This is a genomic window from Acinetobacter sp. 148 (assembly GCF_031196675.1).
GTDB classification, from domain to species: Bacteria; Pseudomonadota; Gammaproteobacteria; order Pseudomonadales; family Moraxellaceae; genus Acinetobacter; species Acinetobacter baumannii.
On record NZ_JAVIMT010000017.1, the window covers coordinates 126,702 to 144,270 of the forward strand.

The window sequence follows — 17,569 nt, forward strand, 5'->3', positions numbered from 1 at the left end:
TGTTTCTCCTCAAATCACGTTGCTTTTAAGCTGCGTTCTTGCGTTCTCAAATAGACATTGTTGTTTTGCCTTGTGCTCTACCGAGAAACGTATCAACATCACAAAGCGTATAGCTGCTTGGAACCCATTTTTTCCACTCGTTGACGACACCCAATGCATAGCAAAGTCATAAAAACAAATAAAAAAAGCGAGCCCCCTCATACGGAAGGCTCGCATCGCTGAAACTGAAAAATTAGTTAATTCAGATGTAACTTTTTTATGCAATAAAAATAAAGACATAACCTTCACTCCGACTGAACGTAAATTTTCTGTGTGTACAGTTGCACTCACAAATTCGATCAGAACGGACATCGTTGGCCGTCTTTAAAACTTATGGTCGTCTTCGACCTGTAATTAACCAAGCATTTTGCATGCCAATTCTTTTTAAAATTAATATTAATAATTTTTTATTATTATTTTCAATAATTTAAAATACAGCCCATTTTTATACAAAAAGAATATTTAATTTCCCCTGCACTATTGCTGCTCGTCTATATGGTTTAAACAAAAATAAGTCTTGCCACAAAATGAATCGCTTTTTTGCACCAATATCGATCAAAACAATGCTTTAGCATAGTAAAGGACCACTCATGCCTGATTTTTTGTTTAAATTTGAATGGCACTAATCTTGCTTAAAACTTAATAACAAAAAACGCGTCGAATTGGCGCATTTTCTTAGCCTGATTTTCTGAACTTATGCCAAAACTCAAAATAGCTCTTATCGATGATGATCATGCGCGGGCCGACTATATAAAAAATAGTCTGCTTGAAAATGACTTTGAAGTGGTTGCCTGCCTTACTTTGGACCACTTAAATATTTTTCGTCTTGAAGATTTACAAGCCGATGTCATCTTGCTCGATATGGATCATCCCCATCGTGACATTATTGAAAGTTGTGTGAGTAGCTATGACCTACCAACTGTTCTATTCACTAAAAATTCAGATAAAGACACCATCAAACAAGCTATAGATGCAGGCGTAACGGCTTATATTGTAGATGGCATAGACCCCGCCCGCTTACATACCATTTTAGAGATTTCAATTGAGCAATATAAAAAACATAAAAAGCTCGAAGGTGACTTAAAAGAAGCTCAAACCAAACTGGCAGACCGTAAAGATGTTGAAAAGGCCAAAGTGCTACTCATGCAACTGCATGGTTTACCTGAAGACACAGCTTTTCAATTACTCAGAAAAAATGCCATGAGTCACCGTATAACGATTGGAGAAATGGCACGGCGTTTACTTGACGCTCAAAAATTACTAAATGATCAACTAAAGGATGAATAAATGAGCAAATTAGAAAAGACTCAATTGCAACTCGGCTATATTCCTTTACTTGATTGCATCGCTTTACTTTGGGCAAAGCAGCAAGGTTTCTTCGAAGAAGTCGATTTAGATGTTACCTTAGTCAAAGAAGCATCATGGGCAAGTCTACGCGACCGTTTAGCTTTTGGTTTATTAGATGCTGCACATTGTTTATCTGCGATGCTCCCTGCAGCAGTAATGGGTGCAGATCAAATTGGTATTGCACTGCAAACCCCGCTCGTTTTAAGTAAAAACCGTGCTTTTATCAGCTTAAGCCAAAAATTAATTCATCAATTGGCTATTCAAGAAAGCGATAATGCACAAACTACCGCCCAAAAAGTTATTCAATACATTGAACAAGATCATACTCTTTCTCTAGCCCATGTATTTAAACATTCAATCCATCATTATTGTTTAAGAGAATGGCTTGCCTTGGCAGACTCTAGAATAGCTCAAACGCTCAAACTCAAAGCACTTCCGCCACCGTATATGGTCGAAGCTTTAGATAACCATGTGATTGATGGTTTTTGTGTGGGAGAGCCTTGGAATACTCAAGGTGAACTTTTAGGTTTAAGTAAAATCGTCTGCTCAAGTCAAGACATTATTCCCAATGTGGCAGATAAAGTTCTCGCAGTAACTCAAGAATGGGCTGAACAACATCCTCAAACCTTAGTTGCCCTTACAACGGCAATTATGAAAGCTCAAAAAGAATTGAGTAATTTAAAAGATGTTGCACCTGTCTTAAAGTTATTGGTCGAGTTTGGGATTGTCCGATTTCACTGTTCTGAAGAAGTACATGTCGATAAATATTATATGATTCAAAATATTGTAAAGCACTTGGTTAAAGAAAATGCGGCTCCCCAACCTGAAGATTTCCATTGGTTATTTCAGCAAATGCAAAAATGGGAAAAACTTCAATTAGCCCCTGATCAAATCATAGAACTGAGTGCACAATGCATTAATCTCGATTGCTACAATCAAGCCAAACTCTAAAAAATACTTAAACACATTATAAAAAAAGCTGTCTTTATTAACAAAGACAGCTTGAAAGACCCATAAGACAAATGCGTTATACGCATTACTACATTTAAAAGACTCAACTCATCCATTAAATATAGCTCTTATGTTTCCGATCATAACCAATTAAAACTTATCATTTTCAGACATTTCCATATCAATAACTGACATTTCATAGACTTTATTTCCTACCTATAATTTCGACGAACAACCGAAACTCCCCTAGATATCAGTCCGTAATTTTGTTAACTTGATTATGTTACAAATTCAAAATACAGATTTGAGCTAATGAGTAAGGGGATGAAATAATGAAAGATATCTCACACCGTGAAGTTTATGCACTGGTTGATATTAATAATTGCTATGTTAGCTGTGAGCGTCTTTTCAACCCTAAACTCAATGATAAACCTGTAGTTGTTTTATCTAATAACGATGGCTGTGTGGTCTCACGTAGTGAAGAGGCAAAACTTTTAGGGATTAAAATGGGCGTACCGTGGTTCCAAATTGAAAAGGATGCTTTACAAGCAGGCGTTCAAGTCTATTCAAGCAACTACACTTTATATGCCGAGATGTCCCGCCGTTTTTTTGCTGTTCTCGGTGAGTTTTTCTCTCCAGATGATTTAGAAGCCTACTCTATAGATGAATGCTTTATTCATCTCACCCCTTACCTCCAATCTATCGATATCTCTGACTACTGCAACAAAGTGAGAAACACTCTCCTAAAATGGTTAGGCTTACCTTGTTGCATTGGAATTGGATATTCAAAGACACAAGCAAAACTTGCCAATCACTATGCTAAGAAAATTAAAAGTTTTAAAGGAGTATGTAATTTCATCACCTTAGATCCATTAATTATGGAAGACCTCATGCAACAGACATCAGTCAAAGAGGTATGGGGAATCGGCTATCAATTAGTCAAACAGCTACAAAGTTATGAGGTGTACACATGCCTAGACTTAACTTTTGCCAATGAACACCATATGGCAAAGGCATTTTCTGTGGTCATGGCACGCACCATTCGTGAGCTAAAAGGCCAATCCTGTATTGAACTTGATGATCCAGCTATTCCAACGAAACGGATTTTAGCATCACGAAGTTTTGCTCAAGCTTTATCCAGTATTGAGATTATTAAACAAGCACTTATCTTTCACCTTAACCGGGCACATCGCCGTTTAATGAAACAAGAACAACTTTGTGCCTGTGTTCAAGTTATGCTTTATGAAAAAACCGACAAACCGCCCTATAAAAAAGCCACATCTCAAGCAATTGGTCTTCATTATGCAACAGATGATTTATGTATACTTACTAAAGCAGCGATGCAGCAAATTGATGTTTTATATAAAGAAAATAAAAGTTACATAAAAATTGGAGTATTATTTTGTGCTCTACACGCACGTCAGCAACATATTGATGATTTATGGCAGCCTCTGGAACTTATTCATCAAAGACAACAATTGATGGAAACTTTAGGTACAGTCCGTAAGCGCTTTGGTAGCCACTATTTACAAGTTGGATATCACTCACGTAATCCATCTTGGCAAATGAAACAATGTCATCGCTCAAAAAATTACCTAACTCGCTGGAATGAAATGTTAACGATTGAAGATGCTTATACCCCCGTTACACAAAATACATGAACTGTTTTTGTCAATTCGGTTTAAAATAAGCTCCGTTAAATTACTTGAAATTTTGTCATTTTTTAACATTGCTAATTCGCCGCAAAATTTACAATATATAAGCCGAATTTGGTGTACCCTTTCTGCGACAATTAAAAGAAATTATAAAAAACTTGTAGAAACATATGCCATAATAAGCAAACTTTGCAGACATCTTGCAAAGATTATTTGCAACTTTAGAGCTGGAGCAATCTGAATGAGTTCGACCATTTTGGTAATTCATGGACCGAATTTGAATTTGCTGGGAAAACGCGAACCAGAAGTATATGGTCATCTTACCCTAGACAATATCAACCAACAACTTATTGCTCAAGCTGAACAAGCCTCAATTACACTAGATACTTTTCAAAGCAACTGGGAAGGTGCCATTGTTGACCGTATTCATCAGGCACAAACAGAAGGCGTAAAACTGATTATTATTAACCCTGCTGCCCTCACTCACACTTCAGTTGCTTTACGCGATGCCTTACTTGGCGTTGCCATTCCCTTTATTGAAGTACATTTATCAAATGTTCACGCACGTGAAGCTTTCAGACATCACTCTTATTTATCAGACAAAGCAATTGGCGTGATTTGTGGTCTAGGCGCAAAAGGTTATAGCTTTGCACTCGATTACGCTATTGAAAAAATTCAACCATCTAACCCAAACTAGTTCAGGAATAGTCGCCCATGGATATCCGCAAAATTAAGAAACTCATCGATTTAATGATTGAGTCTGACTTGCAAGCGATTGAAGTTAAAGAAGGTGATCAATCGATCGCTTTAACTCGTCGCAATCCTGTCGTTGCTGCGGCTGGTGTAGCACTTCCGGCAGCTCCTGTTGCTGAAGCACCTGTTGCAAAAACACCACGTGGAGCAGTTGAAACTTCTCCTATGGTTGGTGTGTTCTATGCTGCTCCAAGCCCAGGCGAAGCACCATTTGTCAAAGTAGGTCAAACAGTATCTGCTGGTGAGACTTTGGGTATTATTGAAGCAATGAAAATCATGAACCCGATTGAAGCAACTCAAAGCGGTGTGATTGAAGAAATTTTAGTGAAAAATGGTGAAGTGATCCAATTCGGTCAACCTTTATTCCGTTATCGCGCGTAATACCTCGGGGACATCTATGTTGCAAAAAGTTTTAATTGCAAACCGTGGTGAAATCGCTTTACGAATTACCCGGGCTTGCAAAACATTAGGAATCAAAACTGTTGGTATCTATTCAGATGCCGATAAAGATTTGATGCATTTACGTTTCGTTGATGAAGCAGTATGTATTGGTCCGGGTGCAAGTAGTGATAGCTATTTAAACATCCCGGCAATTATTACTGCTGCAGAAATTACTGGTGCCGATGCAATTCATCCAGGTTATGGCTTCCTTTCGGAAAATGCCGAGTTTGCTGAAATTGTAGAAAGCTCAGGTTTCACATTTATTGGCCCTCGCCCAGAACATATTCGTTTAATGGGTAACAAGGTTTCTGCAATTGTTGCAATGAAAAAAGCTGGCGTACCTACGGTACCTGGCTGCGACCATGCTGTAACTATCCATAACGCATTAGCTGAAGCGAAAGAAATCGGTTTCCCGCTTATTGTTAAAGCGGCAGCTGGTGGTGGTGGCCGTGGTATGCGTATTGTTGAACGTGTAGACACACTACTTGAGTCAGTTCAAGCGGCTCAACGTGATGCAGAAATGTGGTTCGGCGATGATACCGTGTATATGGAACGCTTCTTACAAAAACCTCGCCATGTCGAAGTTCAAGTTTTGGGTGATGGTAATGGCCACGCGATTCATTTATATGACCGTGACTGTTCATTACAACGTCGTCACCAAAAAGTGTTAGAAGAAGCTCCTGCTCCAAATCTACCGGAACAAGCACGTGCTGATATTTTACAAGCCTGTGTACACGCATGTCAGTTAATGCAATATCGTGGTGCTGGTACGTTTGAATTCTTATTTGAAGATGGTGAATTCTTCTTCATTGAAATGAATACTCGTGTTCAGGTTGAGCACCCTGTAACTGAAATGGTAACTGGGGTTGACATTATTGAACAGCAATTACGTATTGCAGCTGGTTTAGGCTTAGAGCTTCAACAAGAAGATATTGAAGTTCGTGGTCATGCCATTGAATGTCGTATCAATGCCGAAGATCCAACAACATTCTTACCTTCACCAGGTAAAATTGAAAGTTTCTATGCACCAGGTGGTGCGGGTATTCGTTTAGATTCTCATATCTATCCTGGATATAGCATTCCGCCATATTACGATTCAATGATTGCAAAATTGATTGCTCATGGTAAAGATCGTGAAACTTCACTTGCCCGCATGCGTCAAGCGTTAGATGAAATGATTCTTACAGGAATTAAAACCAATATTCCTTTACATAAAGATCTTATTTTGCAGGATAAAAACTTCTGTTCTCAAGCAATGGACATCCATTACCTTGAAAAACACTTGTTAAAGCAAGTGGAAGAAGAAAAGAAAGCTGAAACTGCTTAATCTGCTTCATATAAAAAAGCCTCTTAAATAAGAGGCTTTTTTATATCTACTTGTTTATGGCAACATTCGGCGTAAAGTTGCGAAACATTGCTCACCCTTAGCCGTTGAGCAGAAATTAATAGTATGGTCATTTTTCCATTGCACGAAATATTGAGAAATATCACCTGTCTGATCTTGCTTCTGACCAGAACAATCTACTTTATTATTATCAAACTTAATTTGCATTACTAAAGCCGATAGCTGCTCTTTAGGGTCATCAGATGGCTGATATTCATAAATACCGTATGACCACTCTTCACCACTTTTAATCACCACATCGTTACTACTGCGGAAATTATAATACTCTACACATTTTTTATTATTTGGAATCTCCATTCCCCATAATCCCATAATTTCAGGACGCGTAACAATACGTATAGCATTAGGATTACTTGCAGTGCGAACAGGTTGTGCTGTTGGCTGTTGAGTCGCTGTCTCAGCCATAGCAAAACCAGAACAAGCCAATAATAATCCCATAATATAAATATTTTTCATAGATTTATTAATCATTAAACGCATGGGTTTAAGTTAGCACATTTTTTTAGAAAAACATTGTTTCATAACCATATAAAAACAATATTTTTCAACCGTAACGAACCGATACTTCTCATCAAACAATTTCTATCTTTAACTCGGTATTCCTAACAATTTTTATCACTATTTAATCTAAGAAACTGAATTTTCGATTCGTTTAGGCAACCAATAGACAAAGCACAAACCAAATAGAACCACTAAAGCAGCGATCATAAAAATATGCTCGCCCGTAAGAATTTTCCAGTAATGACCAGCCAAAATGCTCCCAAACGCCACTCCAAGCCCCCACATGGTGCTATAAAAAGCCTGACCTCGACCTTGTTGCCCTATTGAAAATTTTTGAAAGATAAGCCGCATTGCGATGAGATGAAATAAGCCAAAACTAAAAGCGTGTAGGCACTGTGCAAATAACTGACCTATGAAATAGTGAGAGAAAATAGCAACTAATAACCAGCGTATACTTGTCAAAATCAAACATACTGCTACAAGGCTACGCCAAGAAAAATATTTAAAAAACGTAGTTGCATATGCAAACATCACAATTTCAGAAACCACGCCCATAGCCCATAAAAAACCAATTTCCGTTGTACTAAAATTTAACGATTTCAGAAAATTGCTATAGAAGCTATAAAAAGGTGCATGTGAAAAAAGAAGAATAAACTCAATTGTGAAAAAAGCAGCAACTTCAGGACGTTTCAGCACAGGCAATAAAGGTTCTAAATGCTTTTGTGAAGTTGGGGCCCCTTCTGGTTCACGTATCGTAAATGCCCAAATAAATGCTAAGGAGGCAATGATAAGCAATAATATAGGCAACATTGAAATCGGAATGATTTCTAAAATTGCCCCTATTGTAAATACACCTACAATAAACCCAACTGATCCCCATTTTCGAATCTTGCCATAAAGTTTCGCCCTTTGGTCTCCTAACCAAAATAAAGTTACTCCTTCAAATTGAGCTAAAATAGCATTCTGGAAAAAACTAAAAATAAGCATCAATAAAGCAACTGACTGAAAAGTATTAGGAATTATAAAAATAGCCAACCATATACATGCCTCCATCCATGTGGCAATCCGCACTAATAGCATTCTTTTACCGGATTTATCGGCGATCCAGCCCCAAACCAAAGGGGCAAAGAAGCGCGTCACAATAGCAATAGAAGATAAAATACCTATCTCTTGATAATTAAATCCCTGATCTTGGAGATATAAGTTCCAATACGGCATAAATGTGCCAACAATGGAATAATAAAAGAAGTAGAATCCTGACAGTCTAGCTGTAATTGTTAATAGTTGCATTCGGTTGCTTTATCTTGCATTTTCAAATAGTTAAACATAATTAAAGTTGCATCCGCTTGTACCACAATGCTGTATTTTGCATTTCATTAGTCTACAAATCAGTCTACAAATTTATTTTTCAATTAATTTAAAAAAATTTGTAGACTGCATGCTTTCTAAGCAAAACATATCCAACTTTCAAACCTGAGTAATTCTATCATTTTGAATAGTTTATAAATGAATTATTATCGATTCTTAGTTGATAGTTGTTTTTTATTAAGAATGAGTGAAGAACTTATGAAAGATTGGGTCTACTTCTATATCGAGCATACAATTAAATATGGTGAACCTTTCTTTAAAGAGTCAGGCTGGTCATTAGGTTTGAAAAATAATTATTTAGTTATGAGCGAAGTCCTAAGCTAAATAAAGAGAAATAATGCATTATTAATGCATATCTTATTTATAATTGAACAAAGAAATAAATAATCAATTTTGTCAAAAGACATAAATTTAGTTGGAAAATTATGCGCTATTTTAAAACACAATTTCAAATATGTTTAAAACATTTCCTTTATGCACAACCCAATTATTCAAATGGAGCTAATACACATTATTTAAAGGTAAAACCTGTTAATCATTATTTTAAATTATTGATAGATGAAAGCTTTAAGGACCTTCGCTCAAGTATTTATACAGAGATTGCAGAAAATCGTCGCGAACCTTTTGATCATGCAATAAAGTATCTAATTTCTTCAAATAAATTACTTGATGTTGATGGAATAGATATCTATTACACATATTTACCAAGTGTTTCTATTAGTGCCTTCAGTTGTGAATTATTTTTAAAAGCTTGGATAGCAGAGGATAAAGTCGAACATATTTATTCACCCTATCATCAAGTCACTCATGTTCGTTATATGGGATCTTTTGCCACAACTTTTCTAAAAAGTTTACCAAAAGGAAACTTACATAACCTTAAAGAAATCTTCTTAGCTCTACCTGAAGACATCCAAGATTTTCATATCTATATCTATGATTGCTTTTATAAAACTTCATTAAATTTATCTTTAGTTGATGCTTTGGAAAAAGTTAAAAGCTACTTTATTGACTCAAGATATTTTTTTGAGAAACCTAATGCTCAATATGATGCATACTTAGTAAATGATTTAGCAAATTTCTTTTATGAAGTATTCTTATTTTTAAATAACTGGAATGGAAAAGTACACACAGATATCAATTAAATTACTTTCTAAAGGATTTCAATATGTGCTCAAACTATGAACCAATTGCAAAAGATAGAATTCACTTGCTGGATCTGTTTGAGCCGACATTTGAATATAAATCTCACATATACCCTAACTATGAAGCCCCCTATTATTCTCTAAAAAAGAACAAATGGAATGGCGATTGGCTAGATTTGGTTTGGTCGCTCCATGGGTCAAAGAACTTAAAAAAGTTCATAACACTTACAATGCAAGAACGGAAACAGTTCACGAAAAGCCTAGTTTCAAAAATGCATGGAAGAAAAACCAATTCTGTTTAATCCCAGCTGATGTAATCTTTGAGCCAAAATATATAAATAATAAGCCTGAGTGGTGGGGAATTTATCGTAAAGATGCTATGCCTTTTACTATAGCTGGTATTTATGAATATGCTGTCGTAAACGGCGAAGAAATAAGATCTATGAGCATGCTCACAATTAACTCTGACCATCACCCTTTTATGAATCAATTTCACGCGCCCACTGATGAAAAGCGTTCTATTATTGTTATTCCTCCTAAATTAAGGAATGACTGGCTTCATTGTAAGCATGAGGAAGCAAATGACTTTTTCTTAGATATGCCAGCTGATGAATTCACCGCTCAACCCCGATCAGAACTGAAGAATTTCCGACCAAATACACTATAAGGAACGTCAACTTTTGACTTCTACTTGTTTATCCACATTTTTTTTAATTTGAATTTAAACGCTGCTCTAGCATATCATCTTGATTATGTAACGAAATCAAGGAGTAACTATGAGCATTATCCCCAATTCAATTATCGAAATTAAACCACATCTCAATGCTGGCAAGGTTTTGAGTGAGGTTGAATCCATAAAATTAGTTTCACCTACTACTTTTTTTTCAATACCTTTAGCTATAGAAAAAGTTTCAGCTGGTTTTCCCTCTCCTGCTCAAGATTATGTTGATCGAACTCTCGACATGAATGAGCACCTAATTAAAAATGAAGAAGCAACATTTATTGTTAGAGTGGCATCACTTTCGATGCTTAACGCTGGCATTGATATTGATGATGAGTTGATTGTTGATCGTAGTCTTGATGCTAAACACAACGATATTGTTGTTGCACTTATAGATAATGATTTTACTGTTAAACGCTTAATGATTGATGAAAATGAGCGTTGGTTAAAAGCTGAAAATCCAGATTATGATGATATTCATCTTCATGACGGGCAAGAACTAATAATTTGGGGCGTGGTTACCTATATTCTAAAAAATACAAGAAAAAAATCATGAGGCACGAAGATAAAGTCTTTTTTCTCATAGATGTAAATAACATGTATGTCTCATGTGAAAGAGTCTTTAATCCAAGCTTGAACAATAAGCCGGTCATCGTTTTATCAAATAATGATGGCTGCGCCGTTGCGCGCAGTAATGAAGCAAAAATCTTAAATATAAAAATGGGTGTGCCATTATTCCAAATCAGAGAAGTCGTACAAACGCACAATGTAATTGTTCTCTCTAGTAATTATGAACTTTACGCTGAAATGTCGCGCAGATTTCATAAAATTCTTGCATCGTATGTAACTGATGAAGATGTTGAGAAATATTCAATAGATGAGTGTTTTGTTGATTTTTCAGCTTATGAAAAAAATTTTGACCTAGAAAAGGTCGCTCAAGATATGCGCTTAAAAATATGGAAATGGCTTGGATTACCTGTGTGCGTTGGAATCGGTAGAAGCAAAACAGAATCGAAGATTGCTAACCATATAGCTAAGAAAAATCAATCGTTTAATGGCGTTTGCGATTTAGTAAACATGGATCCGTGCAACAAAGAATATTTCTTCGCGCAGATAGATGTTTCTGAGGTTTGGGGAGTTGGCCGTAAGCATGCTAAAAAGCTTCAATCAATGGAAATTAACACTGTATTAGATCTCGCATGTAGTGAACCCAGAGAGATGCAAAGAAGATTTTCTATTGTGATGGCTCGTACTATTAATGAGCTGCAAGGCATCTCTTGCCTTGAAATTGAAGACACCCCACCCTCTAAAAAGCAAATTATTAAGTCATGTTCTTTTGGTGCAAAAGTTACCGAACTTATTGACCTTCAAGAAGCGATAGCGATGCATGCTCAAGAAGCTTGTAAGAGATTGAGAGATGATGAGTCATTATGCGGCTGTCTAATTGTTTTTGTTCAATCTAGTCCTTTTGATGAAAATGTACCTTTCTATAACAAGTCAATAACCGGCTCATTTTCACAGCCAACAGATTGTGCATTAGATTTCGTAAAAGCTGCAACAAAGATGGTATCTCACATTTTTAAAGAAGGTATTAAGTATAAAAAATGTGGGGTCATACTAACTGGGCTAGAACCAAAAGATGGACACACTTATGACCTTCTCACGGATTTTGAAGCTATAGAAAAAAAAGAACAATTGATGAAAGCACTGGATAACGTTCACAACAAATTTGGAAAGAAAAAACTCGGTATAAGTACGTGTTATGTACCAGGACGGAACTGGTCTATGTCGCGGGATAAATTAAGCAGAAATCCTTTTTTGTGGGACGAACTGTTGACTATTAATAACTAATTTAATATTAAAGAATTACTTAAAATTTTAAAAACTCTATTCTCTATCCCAGCAATATCGAGAAAATCTATGGAAATCAAAAAAATCTTCAATTTGATAAGTCAAAAAATGATGGCTGAATTTTATATTTCTGCTGAATTTAATCATCATGGTGTTAAAGGTGATTATAGAGAAGATGCTTTAAAAAATTTTTTAGAAAATGGCAAACTTCCTAAACAATATAAATTAGGAAATGGAGAAATCATTAGTTCATATAGCCAAACTTCAAAGCAAACAGATTTAATTGTCTATGACAACAACAAGAGTATTATATTTCAAGCATCAGATAGTATTCAGATCTATCCAATTGAAACTATTTACGGAATTATTGAAATAAAATCAAAGTTAAGTAAACAAAAACTTAATGAAGGCTTAGAAAATATCAAATCTTTAAAACAAATACATTCACCTTCTTTTATTTCTAAAAAACTAGGGCCAACTTCCACAGTCACATATGGCAATACACCGCCTTTTGGGGTGATCTTTGCGTATGATCTTGGAGGTAATAGTCTTGATTCCCTCGAAGAAAACCTAAGAGAATGGTGCTCTAAGAACCCTGCTTCTGTATGGCCTAATATGATTTGTGTTTTAAATCAGGGGTTAATTTTATTTAGAGAAGGCTTAAAAGACAGACTACATTCTAATGAGATAACGGATGAATGCACAACGATTGGTCTGCATTTCAAGGAGGATTCTTTATTTGAATTTACATCAAGATTAATTTCCCTATGTAGTACAAGAAAGGTCGAGGTATTTGATATAAGCCAATATTCTGATATTGGACTAATTGTAGATGGATTAAGAGTAAAAGGTGTTAGAAGATGGAAACATAAAGATGACCCAAGCAAACAATTTTGCTTGAAACAAGAATTTATTAAAAAAGTATATTCAGAATGTAAAGAACAAATTTCAAGTAAAGAATTATTGATTAAGCGTCTTGGTAATATTTCTGGACTAGAGCAGCTTTATCAAGATACTAATGGATTAGTCTATTTATATAACCCTGAAAATTATAAAGGAATGGCGGATATCCTATCTACTCCTACCCAAAGTAGTGAAAGCATAATTGAAAGGTTACAAAATGAGAAAAATATAGCTAATGGTTTCTTTATGTATATAAATGAGGTTCCTTATTTTGTACCTTATATTTACGTAACGGATGAAGATTTAGAATAGTTATATCTTCCTACCAAAATACCAATCACTGGAATACATTAATAAACTAATTAAAAAGAAGATTTTTTAAATTTAACTTATGATGAACTCGTCGAGATTATTAGTAAGGCTCGGATGACGGGTCTACAGATGATTTCTATTTTAGGAACAGTTGGTGATTAATGAAACATAGGAAAGTAACTTTATCAGCAGTTTTATTATGGGGCGTAGTTGCTTATGCACTTGCACTTCTTACATATTGTACAATGAAGAGTGTATTAAGTGCTTCAGCAGATAATATTTCTGCTTTTGGCTCTATACTTGGGGCATGTGGTGCATTCTTTGCTGCTTTTGTAGCAACATATTTATTCAATGATTGGAGACTTCAAGCCTCTTTTGATTTAAAAAAACAACATGTAAATGAAATTAGTTATTTATTAGCCCAAAGTTATGACGAGCTTCATAAAATGGAAGAAATACTAGAAAATTTGAAAAATGTGAAAGACTATAAAATACTTTATGAAAAATATTATTCATTTAAAGCAAATGATTTAAGAGATGAGTTTTATAGCAAACAACTGAATGTTAAAATGCTTGATAGACTTAATAAAAGTCAAAATGAAATATTTGTTGTTTATGCAAAATACCAGAATCATCTTGTATATTTAGTAGATAACTTTAATCGCATTCAAAAATCATATATTCGATATTATGATAAATTTAATAGCGAAATGGGTAATGCCGAGCGTATACTTATGTTGAATAAGGGGTCATTCCCAAAGTATATACTTCCAAGTGAAAAAAATGCTGAAGAGGTCGGTCTTTTAAATACGCATATCTATCTTCCTATACAATTTGAGAAAGAAGATATATCTTATACTTTTAATAATATATTTGAGTTAATAAAAAAGCTAAGTGAAATATATAAAGATCTTGAAGCTAAAGTTCTTGACTCAATTGACCTTACAAAAAATGATTAGCCCTCGTCAAATGGCTTTTAAACGAATACCTACACTCAAAATGAGGAAATTCATTGATAGTATAAATGATGAAGCTCTAAAAGCCTCTTTAAAAACAGTCTACGATGCAGAAATAAATAATTAATAAAAAAGCCCTGAATATTCAGGGCTTTTTTTAAAGTGCTTTAACGCAAATAGATACGTTTACGTTGCTATTTATTGTATGGGCCGTACAGCCACATAAAAGAAAGCTCAGTAACAGTAACTTCATTAGGCTTCCAAAACCCTAGTAGCTGTTACGCCTTTTAATTGTGGCAATGTATAACGCTTACTTGCTGGTTGAGGAGTACGTCCATACCAACGGAACTCTTGGAAATCTGAATCACTATAGAGTGCGTAACACACTTTATTTGATTGATTACCACCAAGACAAACAAGTTTTCCAGTGGTCTTATCACGTCCTACGACAAAACAAACATGGCCTCCACCTTTACGGGTTTTAATAGCAACACAACCATAAGCAGGTTTTGTTAGTTTTGCGCCGTAATTCACGTAATCCAATGCACGGTACCAATGCTTAGGATAAGCAATTCCTGCTGCTTTCAAGCAATGAGCAACAAAAGTTCCACACCACGCAGTTTCATCATCCGCCCACCAAGCTTTAAGCTCTTTTAACCATTTCAAAATAGTTGGATTGTGCTGTTTACCTGGTATTTCTTGCAGACCAATATGTTTTTTTGCTTCAGCTATCCAAGCTAATTCATCAAGCTTTGTCGGTGTAGGAATATTCATTAAAGTGTTGATTCCTACTAACTGGCCTGTTAGTTGAGGGCCATTAAGTCGCGGCTGAGAAATTTTCTTACCGATCCATGAAAGACCAAGCATTAAAGTACCAGTTACAAATGCATGATACTTTTCAGGGATAACCTCATAATCAACACCCCATTGAAGTGCTGGCAACAAAATTAGCATGATGAATGCACCAATTGTCGGTAGCTTGACAGAAAGGTACTGCCAAGCATTATTTTCAATAAACTTCATTCATCTTTCCTTTTTCGTAAACTATCTTGCTCTAAGACTTTGATTCGTAACTCGCTTTCTTTTTCACGTAATTCACTTTCTTTACGTTCTCTGCGATCACGTCTCCACTGAAAAATGAAACTAATGAATAGGCCAACAACAGCCACAATTGCACCTGTATAGCTCAACCAATTAATTGAAGTTAAAGAACCAAAAGCACTTGCTAAACCACTCCAGAAAGTAGTTTTATTAGCAAAAGTTGTGACAGTGACTTCAATTGCCTGATGATCAGACATGACCTATTCCCCACGTTTCATTTGTGGTTATTTTTGCAAGTGTTGTTGTTCTAATTGGAGTAAGGTTCCAAACACAAAGCACGAAAAAAAAGCCCGAATTATTCAGACTTTTCTATGTGCAAACTATCTGCCTCTACTTGCTAGGGCATTTAATCCCTTAATGACTTCTTGACCTAATTTTAAGAATACGTTGTGACGTTCAATTTCGTTTTCTAAATACTTCTTGCGGTTTTCCCATGCTGATGAATTGAAGTAAGTACTTTCAAAACTCAAAGGCATTTTTAAAGCATCTGATAAAGGCATTGGGCAGTTTTCAGAAATACTACTTGCAGTATCAAGCAAAAGATCGGTCCAACTCTTTGATGATTCCTGTAAAGACGGAAGCGGTGCGAAATCGTGCAGGCGCGTCATCTGCACCTCTTTCCACTAAAATACCGTGGTTATCAACGCTTAACCGTAAATGAGTAAATAACTCATTGTTTAAATTATTAAAGTCTTGATAGCACAAATCAAAATCACTAGCTGGCATTTTCTTAATGAAATCTAGCCGCTGCTTAAATTGTTCTTCAAATAATTGAGGGTTTGTTCTATCCGGCAATAAAGCTAAGTGTTCATGATTAGAATAACTCAACTGAAAAGCCATCATGCAGGCAATCCATTCAGCGACGTTCTTACAATTTGCCTCTAAGAACTCCACTTCCATTCCAATAAGCTGTCTAACTGTAATTCCATTTTGAGTAGTTTCAGTTTTCCAATTATTTTCTGATTGAAGGAAAACTTTAGACCAGTCAGTGTTCACCTCCAACATAGTATTACTTTGTTTTTCAAGATATTTAAGCAGCAATAAATACCGTTCCTGAATTGATAAAAGTAAAGGATCCACATTGTCTAATGCTGATTTCAGAAAAGCTGAAAGTCTTTTTTCATTAAAATTTGGAGCAATGATAGATATTTTGAGACATTGCTCAAAACTAAGCTCTTGCATTTGGTAGGTATTTTCACCAACGTACACAGGATCAAAAGTAATCATTAGTTGCCTCCATATAATGAGTAAATATCCTTTGAGTCCCATGCAGTTCGACTCATTAAACTAATATTGACAGCTAAACTTAACCGGTTACCTTTTTCATCAATTGGCGCGACTATTGGTGCTGAAACACTTTCAAGAATAAAGGGTTTATAAGTTTTGCCATGAGTAGTGAGAGATACGAAAGGTGGGATAACCCCTGAAAACAAGCCTTCTAAGATTGTATTTGAATCATTAACGACATTTTGCAGCGTAGAATCAGACGATAATGATACTGGTACGCTCCAAGCCTCCAACTGCATGATCTTGTCTTCAACTTCGGATTTTGCATCACTAAAGGCCAAGAAAAAGATTGATAAATTAAGACGTACTGATGATGTAGATAGGAATACTTGAGTTGTATTCACTTTAGTTAAATTTGTTCGCCCTTCAACGCTCTTAAGTGCATTTTCAGCCGTTGCTAAAGGTCCTGATGCCATATCACTTAATGCTGAAATGAATGGTGAATTCTCACCTAACGTTGCTGCAGCTTGAAGCATTTGCCCAGTTTGCAAGTTAGCCATCAACATTGGCATCTTTAGTTCTGGATTGCTATTTTCAAATGGAGTTTGCCATTGGCTCTCAATACTTTTATCACCGTCAGTCAACAAAGCACGAATTACTGGTGAGGCTACTGGGTTACCATCTTTATCACAAAGTGAGAATTCAGCATATTTATGCTTTGAAATTGAGCCATAGAAAGGATCTGATTCAGTACTGGGCAACTTTGTTTTAGCTGTATTAACAGCTGGTGCATATGCTAAAGCTTTGGACATGTTTAAGTACTAATTCATAACAAATAAGCTATTATTAAATAAAAAATATGGACACTTATTAGCTTAGTTCCAGCATTAAAAACT

At 35.6% G+C, this 17,569-nt stretch carries 19 protein-coding genes and 2 pseudogenes; 12 read left to right on the forward strand and 9 right to left on the reverse strand.

The window, feature by feature from the left end:
• Positions 1–9 precede the first annotated feature (9 nt).
• On the reverse strand, positions 10–351 hold the full coding sequence (locus RFX69_RS03220) for a hypothetical protein (protein ID WP_000114559.1): 342 nt from the start codon (positions 349–351) through the stop codon (positions 10–12).
• A gap of 384 nt (positions 352–735) precedes the next feature.
• Between RFX69_RS03220 and RFX69_RS03225 the strand changes: the two genes are divergently transcribed.
• Positions 736–1,326 carry an ANTAR domain-containing response regulator gene (locus RFX69_RS03225; protein ID WP_001125253.1) on the forward strand — a complete coding sequence of 197 codons (591 nt, stop codon included), beginning with the start codon at positions 736–738 and terminating at the stop codon, positions 1,324–1,326.
• Complete coding sequence (locus RFX69_RS03230) at positions 1,327–2,337, forward strand: ABC transporter substrate-binding protein (protein WP_289332560.1); 1,011 nt, start codon at positions 1,327–1,329, stop codon at positions 2,335–2,337.
• Between the two features lie 21 nt (positions 2,338–2,358).
• On the opposite strand, the pseudogene RFX69_RS03235 reads toward RFX69_RS03230, so the two are convergent.
• Positions 2,359–2,453 (reverse strand): annotated as a pseudogene (locus RFX69_RS03235) (hypothetical protein); the annotation flags it as partial.
• A 216-nt stretch (positions 2,454–2,669) separates the two neighbouring features.
• Between RFX69_RS03235 and RFX69_RS03240 the strand changes: the two are divergent.
• From RFX69_RS03240 to accC, 4 genes are all read left to right on the forward strand, one after another.
• Complete coding sequence (locus tag RFX69_RS03240) at positions 2,670–3,998, forward strand: Y-family DNA polymerase (RefSeq protein ID WP_000652014.1); 1,329 nt, start codon at positions 2,670–2,672, stop codon at positions 3,996–3,998.
• 235 nt (positions 3,999–4,233) lie between these two features.
• On the forward strand, positions 4,234–4,689 hold the full coding sequence (gene aroQ / locus RFX69_RS03245) for a type II 3-dehydroquinate dehydratase (RefSeq protein WP_000099412.1): 456 nt from the start codon (positions 4,234–4,236) through the stop codon (positions 4,687–4,689).
• Between the two features lie 17 nt (positions 4,690–4,706).
• Entirely contained in the window at positions 4,707–5,126 is a 420-nt protein-coding gene (gene accB / locus RFX69_RS03250; RefSeq protein ID WP_000354611.1) for an acetyl-CoA carboxylase biotin carboxyl carrier protein, read from the forward strand.
• A gap of 16 nt (positions 5,127–5,142) precedes the next feature.
• Positions 5,143–6,513, forward strand: a complete 1,371-nt coding sequence (gene accC, locus RFX69_RS03255; RefSeq protein WP_000939648.1) for an acetyl-CoA carboxylase biotin carboxylase subunit — start codon at positions 5,143–5,145, stop codon at positions 6,511–6,513.
• Between the two features lie 54 nt (positions 6,514–6,567).
• On the opposite strand, the gene RFX69_RS03260 is transcribed toward accC, so the two are convergent.
• Both RFX69_RS03260 and RFX69_RS03265 read right to left on the reverse strand, forming a co-directional pair.
• Complete coding sequence (locus tag RFX69_RS03260; protein ID WP_001238660.1) at positions 6,568–7,071, reverse strand: hypothetical protein; 504 nt, start codon at positions 7,069–7,071, stop codon at positions 6,568–6,570.
• Between the two features lie 147 nt (positions 7,072–7,218).
• Positions 7,219–8,382, reverse strand: a complete 1,164-nt coding sequence (locus RFX69_RS03265) for an MFS transporter (protein ID WP_270899835.1) — start codon at positions 8,380–8,382, stop codon at positions 7,219–7,221.
• Positions 8,383–8,885: 503 nt separating this feature from the next.
• Between RFX69_RS03265 and RFX69_RS03270 the strand changes: the two genes are divergently transcribed.
• The 6 genes and pseudogenes from RFX69_RS03270 to RFX69_RS03295 all read left to right on the forward strand — a co-directional run bounded on the left by RFX69_RS03270 (position 8,886) and on the right by RFX69_RS03295 (position 14,348).
• Complete coding sequence (locus RFX69_RS03270) at positions 8,886–9,602, forward strand: hypothetical protein (protein ID WP_001268518.1); 717 nt, start codon at positions 8,886–8,888, stop codon at positions 9,600–9,602.
• 23 nt (positions 9,603–9,625) lie between these two features.
• A pseudogene (locus RFX69_RS03275) lies at positions 9,626–10,269 on the forward strand (SOS response-associated peptidase).
• A gap of 109 nt (positions 10,270–10,378) precedes the next feature.
• Positions 10,379–10,879 carry a LexA family transcriptional regulator gene (locus tag RFX69_RS03280; RefSeq protein ID WP_000022554.1) on the forward strand — a complete coding sequence of 167 codons (501 nt, stop codon included), beginning with the start codon at positions 10,379–10,381 and terminating at the stop codon, positions 10,877–10,879.
• A complete protein-coding gene (locus RFX69_RS03285; protein WP_270899836.1) occupies positions 10,876–12,174 on the forward strand; it encodes a Y-family DNA polymerase in 1,299 nt (432 codons plus the stop codon). The genes RFX69_RS03280 and RFX69_RS03285 overlap by 4 nt, the downstream gene beginning before the upstream one ends.
• Before the next feature lie 69 nt (positions 12,175–12,243).
• A complete protein-coding gene (locus tag RFX69_RS03290) occupies positions 12,244–13,389 on the forward strand; it encodes a DUF6602 domain-containing protein (protein ID WP_000403359.1) in 1,146 nt (381 codons plus the stop codon).
• A 161-nt stretch (positions 13,390–13,550) separates the two neighbouring features.
• Positions 13,551–14,348: a hypothetical protein gene (locus RFX69_RS03295; protein ID WP_000682731.1), complete on the forward strand. Its 798-nt coding sequence runs from the start codon at positions 13,551–13,553 to the stop codon at positions 14,346–14,348.
• Positions 14,349–14,597: 249 nt separating this feature from the next.
• Here the strand turns inward: RFX69_RS03295 and RFX69_RS03300 are convergent, their stop codons facing one another.
• The 5 genes from RFX69_RS03300 to RFX69_RS03320 form a co-directional block, all read right to left on the reverse strand.
• Positions 14,598–15,368, reverse strand: coding sequence for a TIGR02594 family protein (locus RFX69_RS03300; protein ID WP_000668596.1), 771 nt, complete (start codon positions 15,366–15,368; stop codon positions 14,598–14,600).
• A complete protein-coding gene (locus RFX69_RS03305; RefSeq protein ID WP_001279705.1) occupies positions 15,365–15,643 on the reverse strand; it encodes a holin in 279 nt (92 codons plus the stop codon). Before RFX69_RS03305 ends, RFX69_RS03300 begins: the two co-directional genes overlap by 4 nt.
• 123 nt (positions 15,644–15,766) lie before the next feature.
• The gene (locus tag RFX69_RS03310; protein WP_000887468.1) at positions 15,767–15,985 is read right to left on the reverse strand and encodes a hypothetical protein; all 219 of its coding nucleotides are present in this window, start codon (positions 15,983–15,985) and stop codon (positions 15,767–15,769) included.
• Positions 15,978–16,673, reverse strand: a complete 696-nt coding sequence (locus RFX69_RS03315) for a hypothetical protein (protein WP_000627461.1) — start codon at positions 16,671–16,673, stop codon at positions 15,978–15,980. The genes RFX69_RS03310 and RFX69_RS03315 overlap by 8 nt, the downstream gene beginning before the upstream one ends.
• Positions 16,673–17,485, reverse strand: a complete 813-nt coding sequence (locus RFX69_RS03320) for a hypothetical protein (RefSeq protein WP_006581950.1) — start codon at positions 17,483–17,485, stop codon at positions 16,673–16,675. Before RFX69_RS03320 ends, RFX69_RS03315 begins: the two co-directional genes overlap by 1 nt.
• Positions 17,486–17,569: the final 84 nt, after the last annotated feature.

Bases quoted from the DNA above. Each gene is read 5' to 3' on its own strand.
- RFX69_RS03290 (WP_000403359.1), top strand. From the start codon at position 12,244: ATGGAAATCAAAAAAATCTTCAATTTGATAAGTCAAAAAATGATGGCT.
- aroQ (WP_000099412.1), top strand. From the start codon at position 4,234: ATGAGTTCGACCATTTTGGTAATTCATGGACCGAATTTGAATTTGCTG.
- RFX69_RS03230 (WP_289332560.1), top strand. From the start codon at position 1,327: ATGAGCAAATTAGAAAAGACTCAATTGCAACTCGGCTATATTCCTTTA.
- RFX69_RS03240 (WP_000652014.1), top strand. From the start codon at position 2,670: ATGAAAGATATCTCACACCGTGAAGTTTATGCACTGGTTGATATTAAT.
- accC (WP_000939648.1), top strand. From the start codon at position 5,143: ATGTTGCAAAAAGTTTTAATTGCAAACCGTGGTGAAATCGCTTTACGA.
- RFX69_RS03265 (WP_270899835.1), bottom strand. From the start codon at position 8,382: ATGCAACTATTAACAATTACAGCTAGACTGTCAGGATTCTACTTCTTT.
- RFX69_RS03305 (WP_001279705.1), bottom strand. From the start codon at position 15,643: ATGTCTGATCATCAGGCAATTGAAGTCACTGTCACAACTTTTGCTAAT.
- accB (WP_000354611.1), top strand. From the start codon at position 4,707: ATGGATATCCGCAAAATTAAGAAACTCATCGATTTAATGATTGAGTCT.
- RFX69_RS03270 (WP_001268518.1), top strand. From the start codon at position 8,886: ATGCGCTATTTTAAAACACAATTTCAAATATGTTTAAAACATTTCCTT.
- RFX69_RS03285 (WP_270899836.1), top strand. From the start codon at position 10,876: ATGAGGCACGAAGATAAAGTCTTTTTTCTCATAGATGTAAATAACATG.
- RFX69_RS03295 (WP_000682731.1), top strand. From the start codon at position 13,551: ATGAAACATAGGAAAGTAACTTTATCAGCAGTTTTATTATGGGGCGTA.
- RFX69_RS03300 (WP_000668596.1), bottom strand. From the start codon at position 15,368: ATGAAGTTTATTGAAAATAATGCTTGGCAGTACCTTTCTGTCAAGCTA.
- RFX69_RS03315 (WP_000627461.1), bottom strand. From the start codon at position 16,673: ATGATTACTTTTGATCCTGTGTACGTTGGTGAAAATACCTACCAAATG.
- RFX69_RS03280 (WP_000022554.1), top strand. From the start codon at position 10,379: ATGAGCATTATCCCCAATTCAATTATCGAAATTAAACCACATCTCAAT.
- RFX69_RS03225 (WP_001125253.1), top strand. From the start codon at position 736: ATGCCAAAACTCAAAATAGCTCTTATCGATGATGATCATGCGCGGGCC.
- RFX69_RS03260 (WP_001238660.1), bottom strand. From the start codon at position 7,071: ATGCGTTTAATGATTAATAAATCTATGAAAAATATTTATATTATGGGA.
- RFX69_RS03220 (WP_000114559.1), bottom strand. From the start codon at position 351: ATGTCCGTTCTGATCGAATTTGTGAGTGCAACTGTACACACAGAAAAT.
- RFX69_RS03320 (WP_006581950.1), bottom strand. From the start codon at position 17,485: ATGTCCAAAGCTTTAGCATATGCACCAGCTGTTAATACAGCTAAAACA.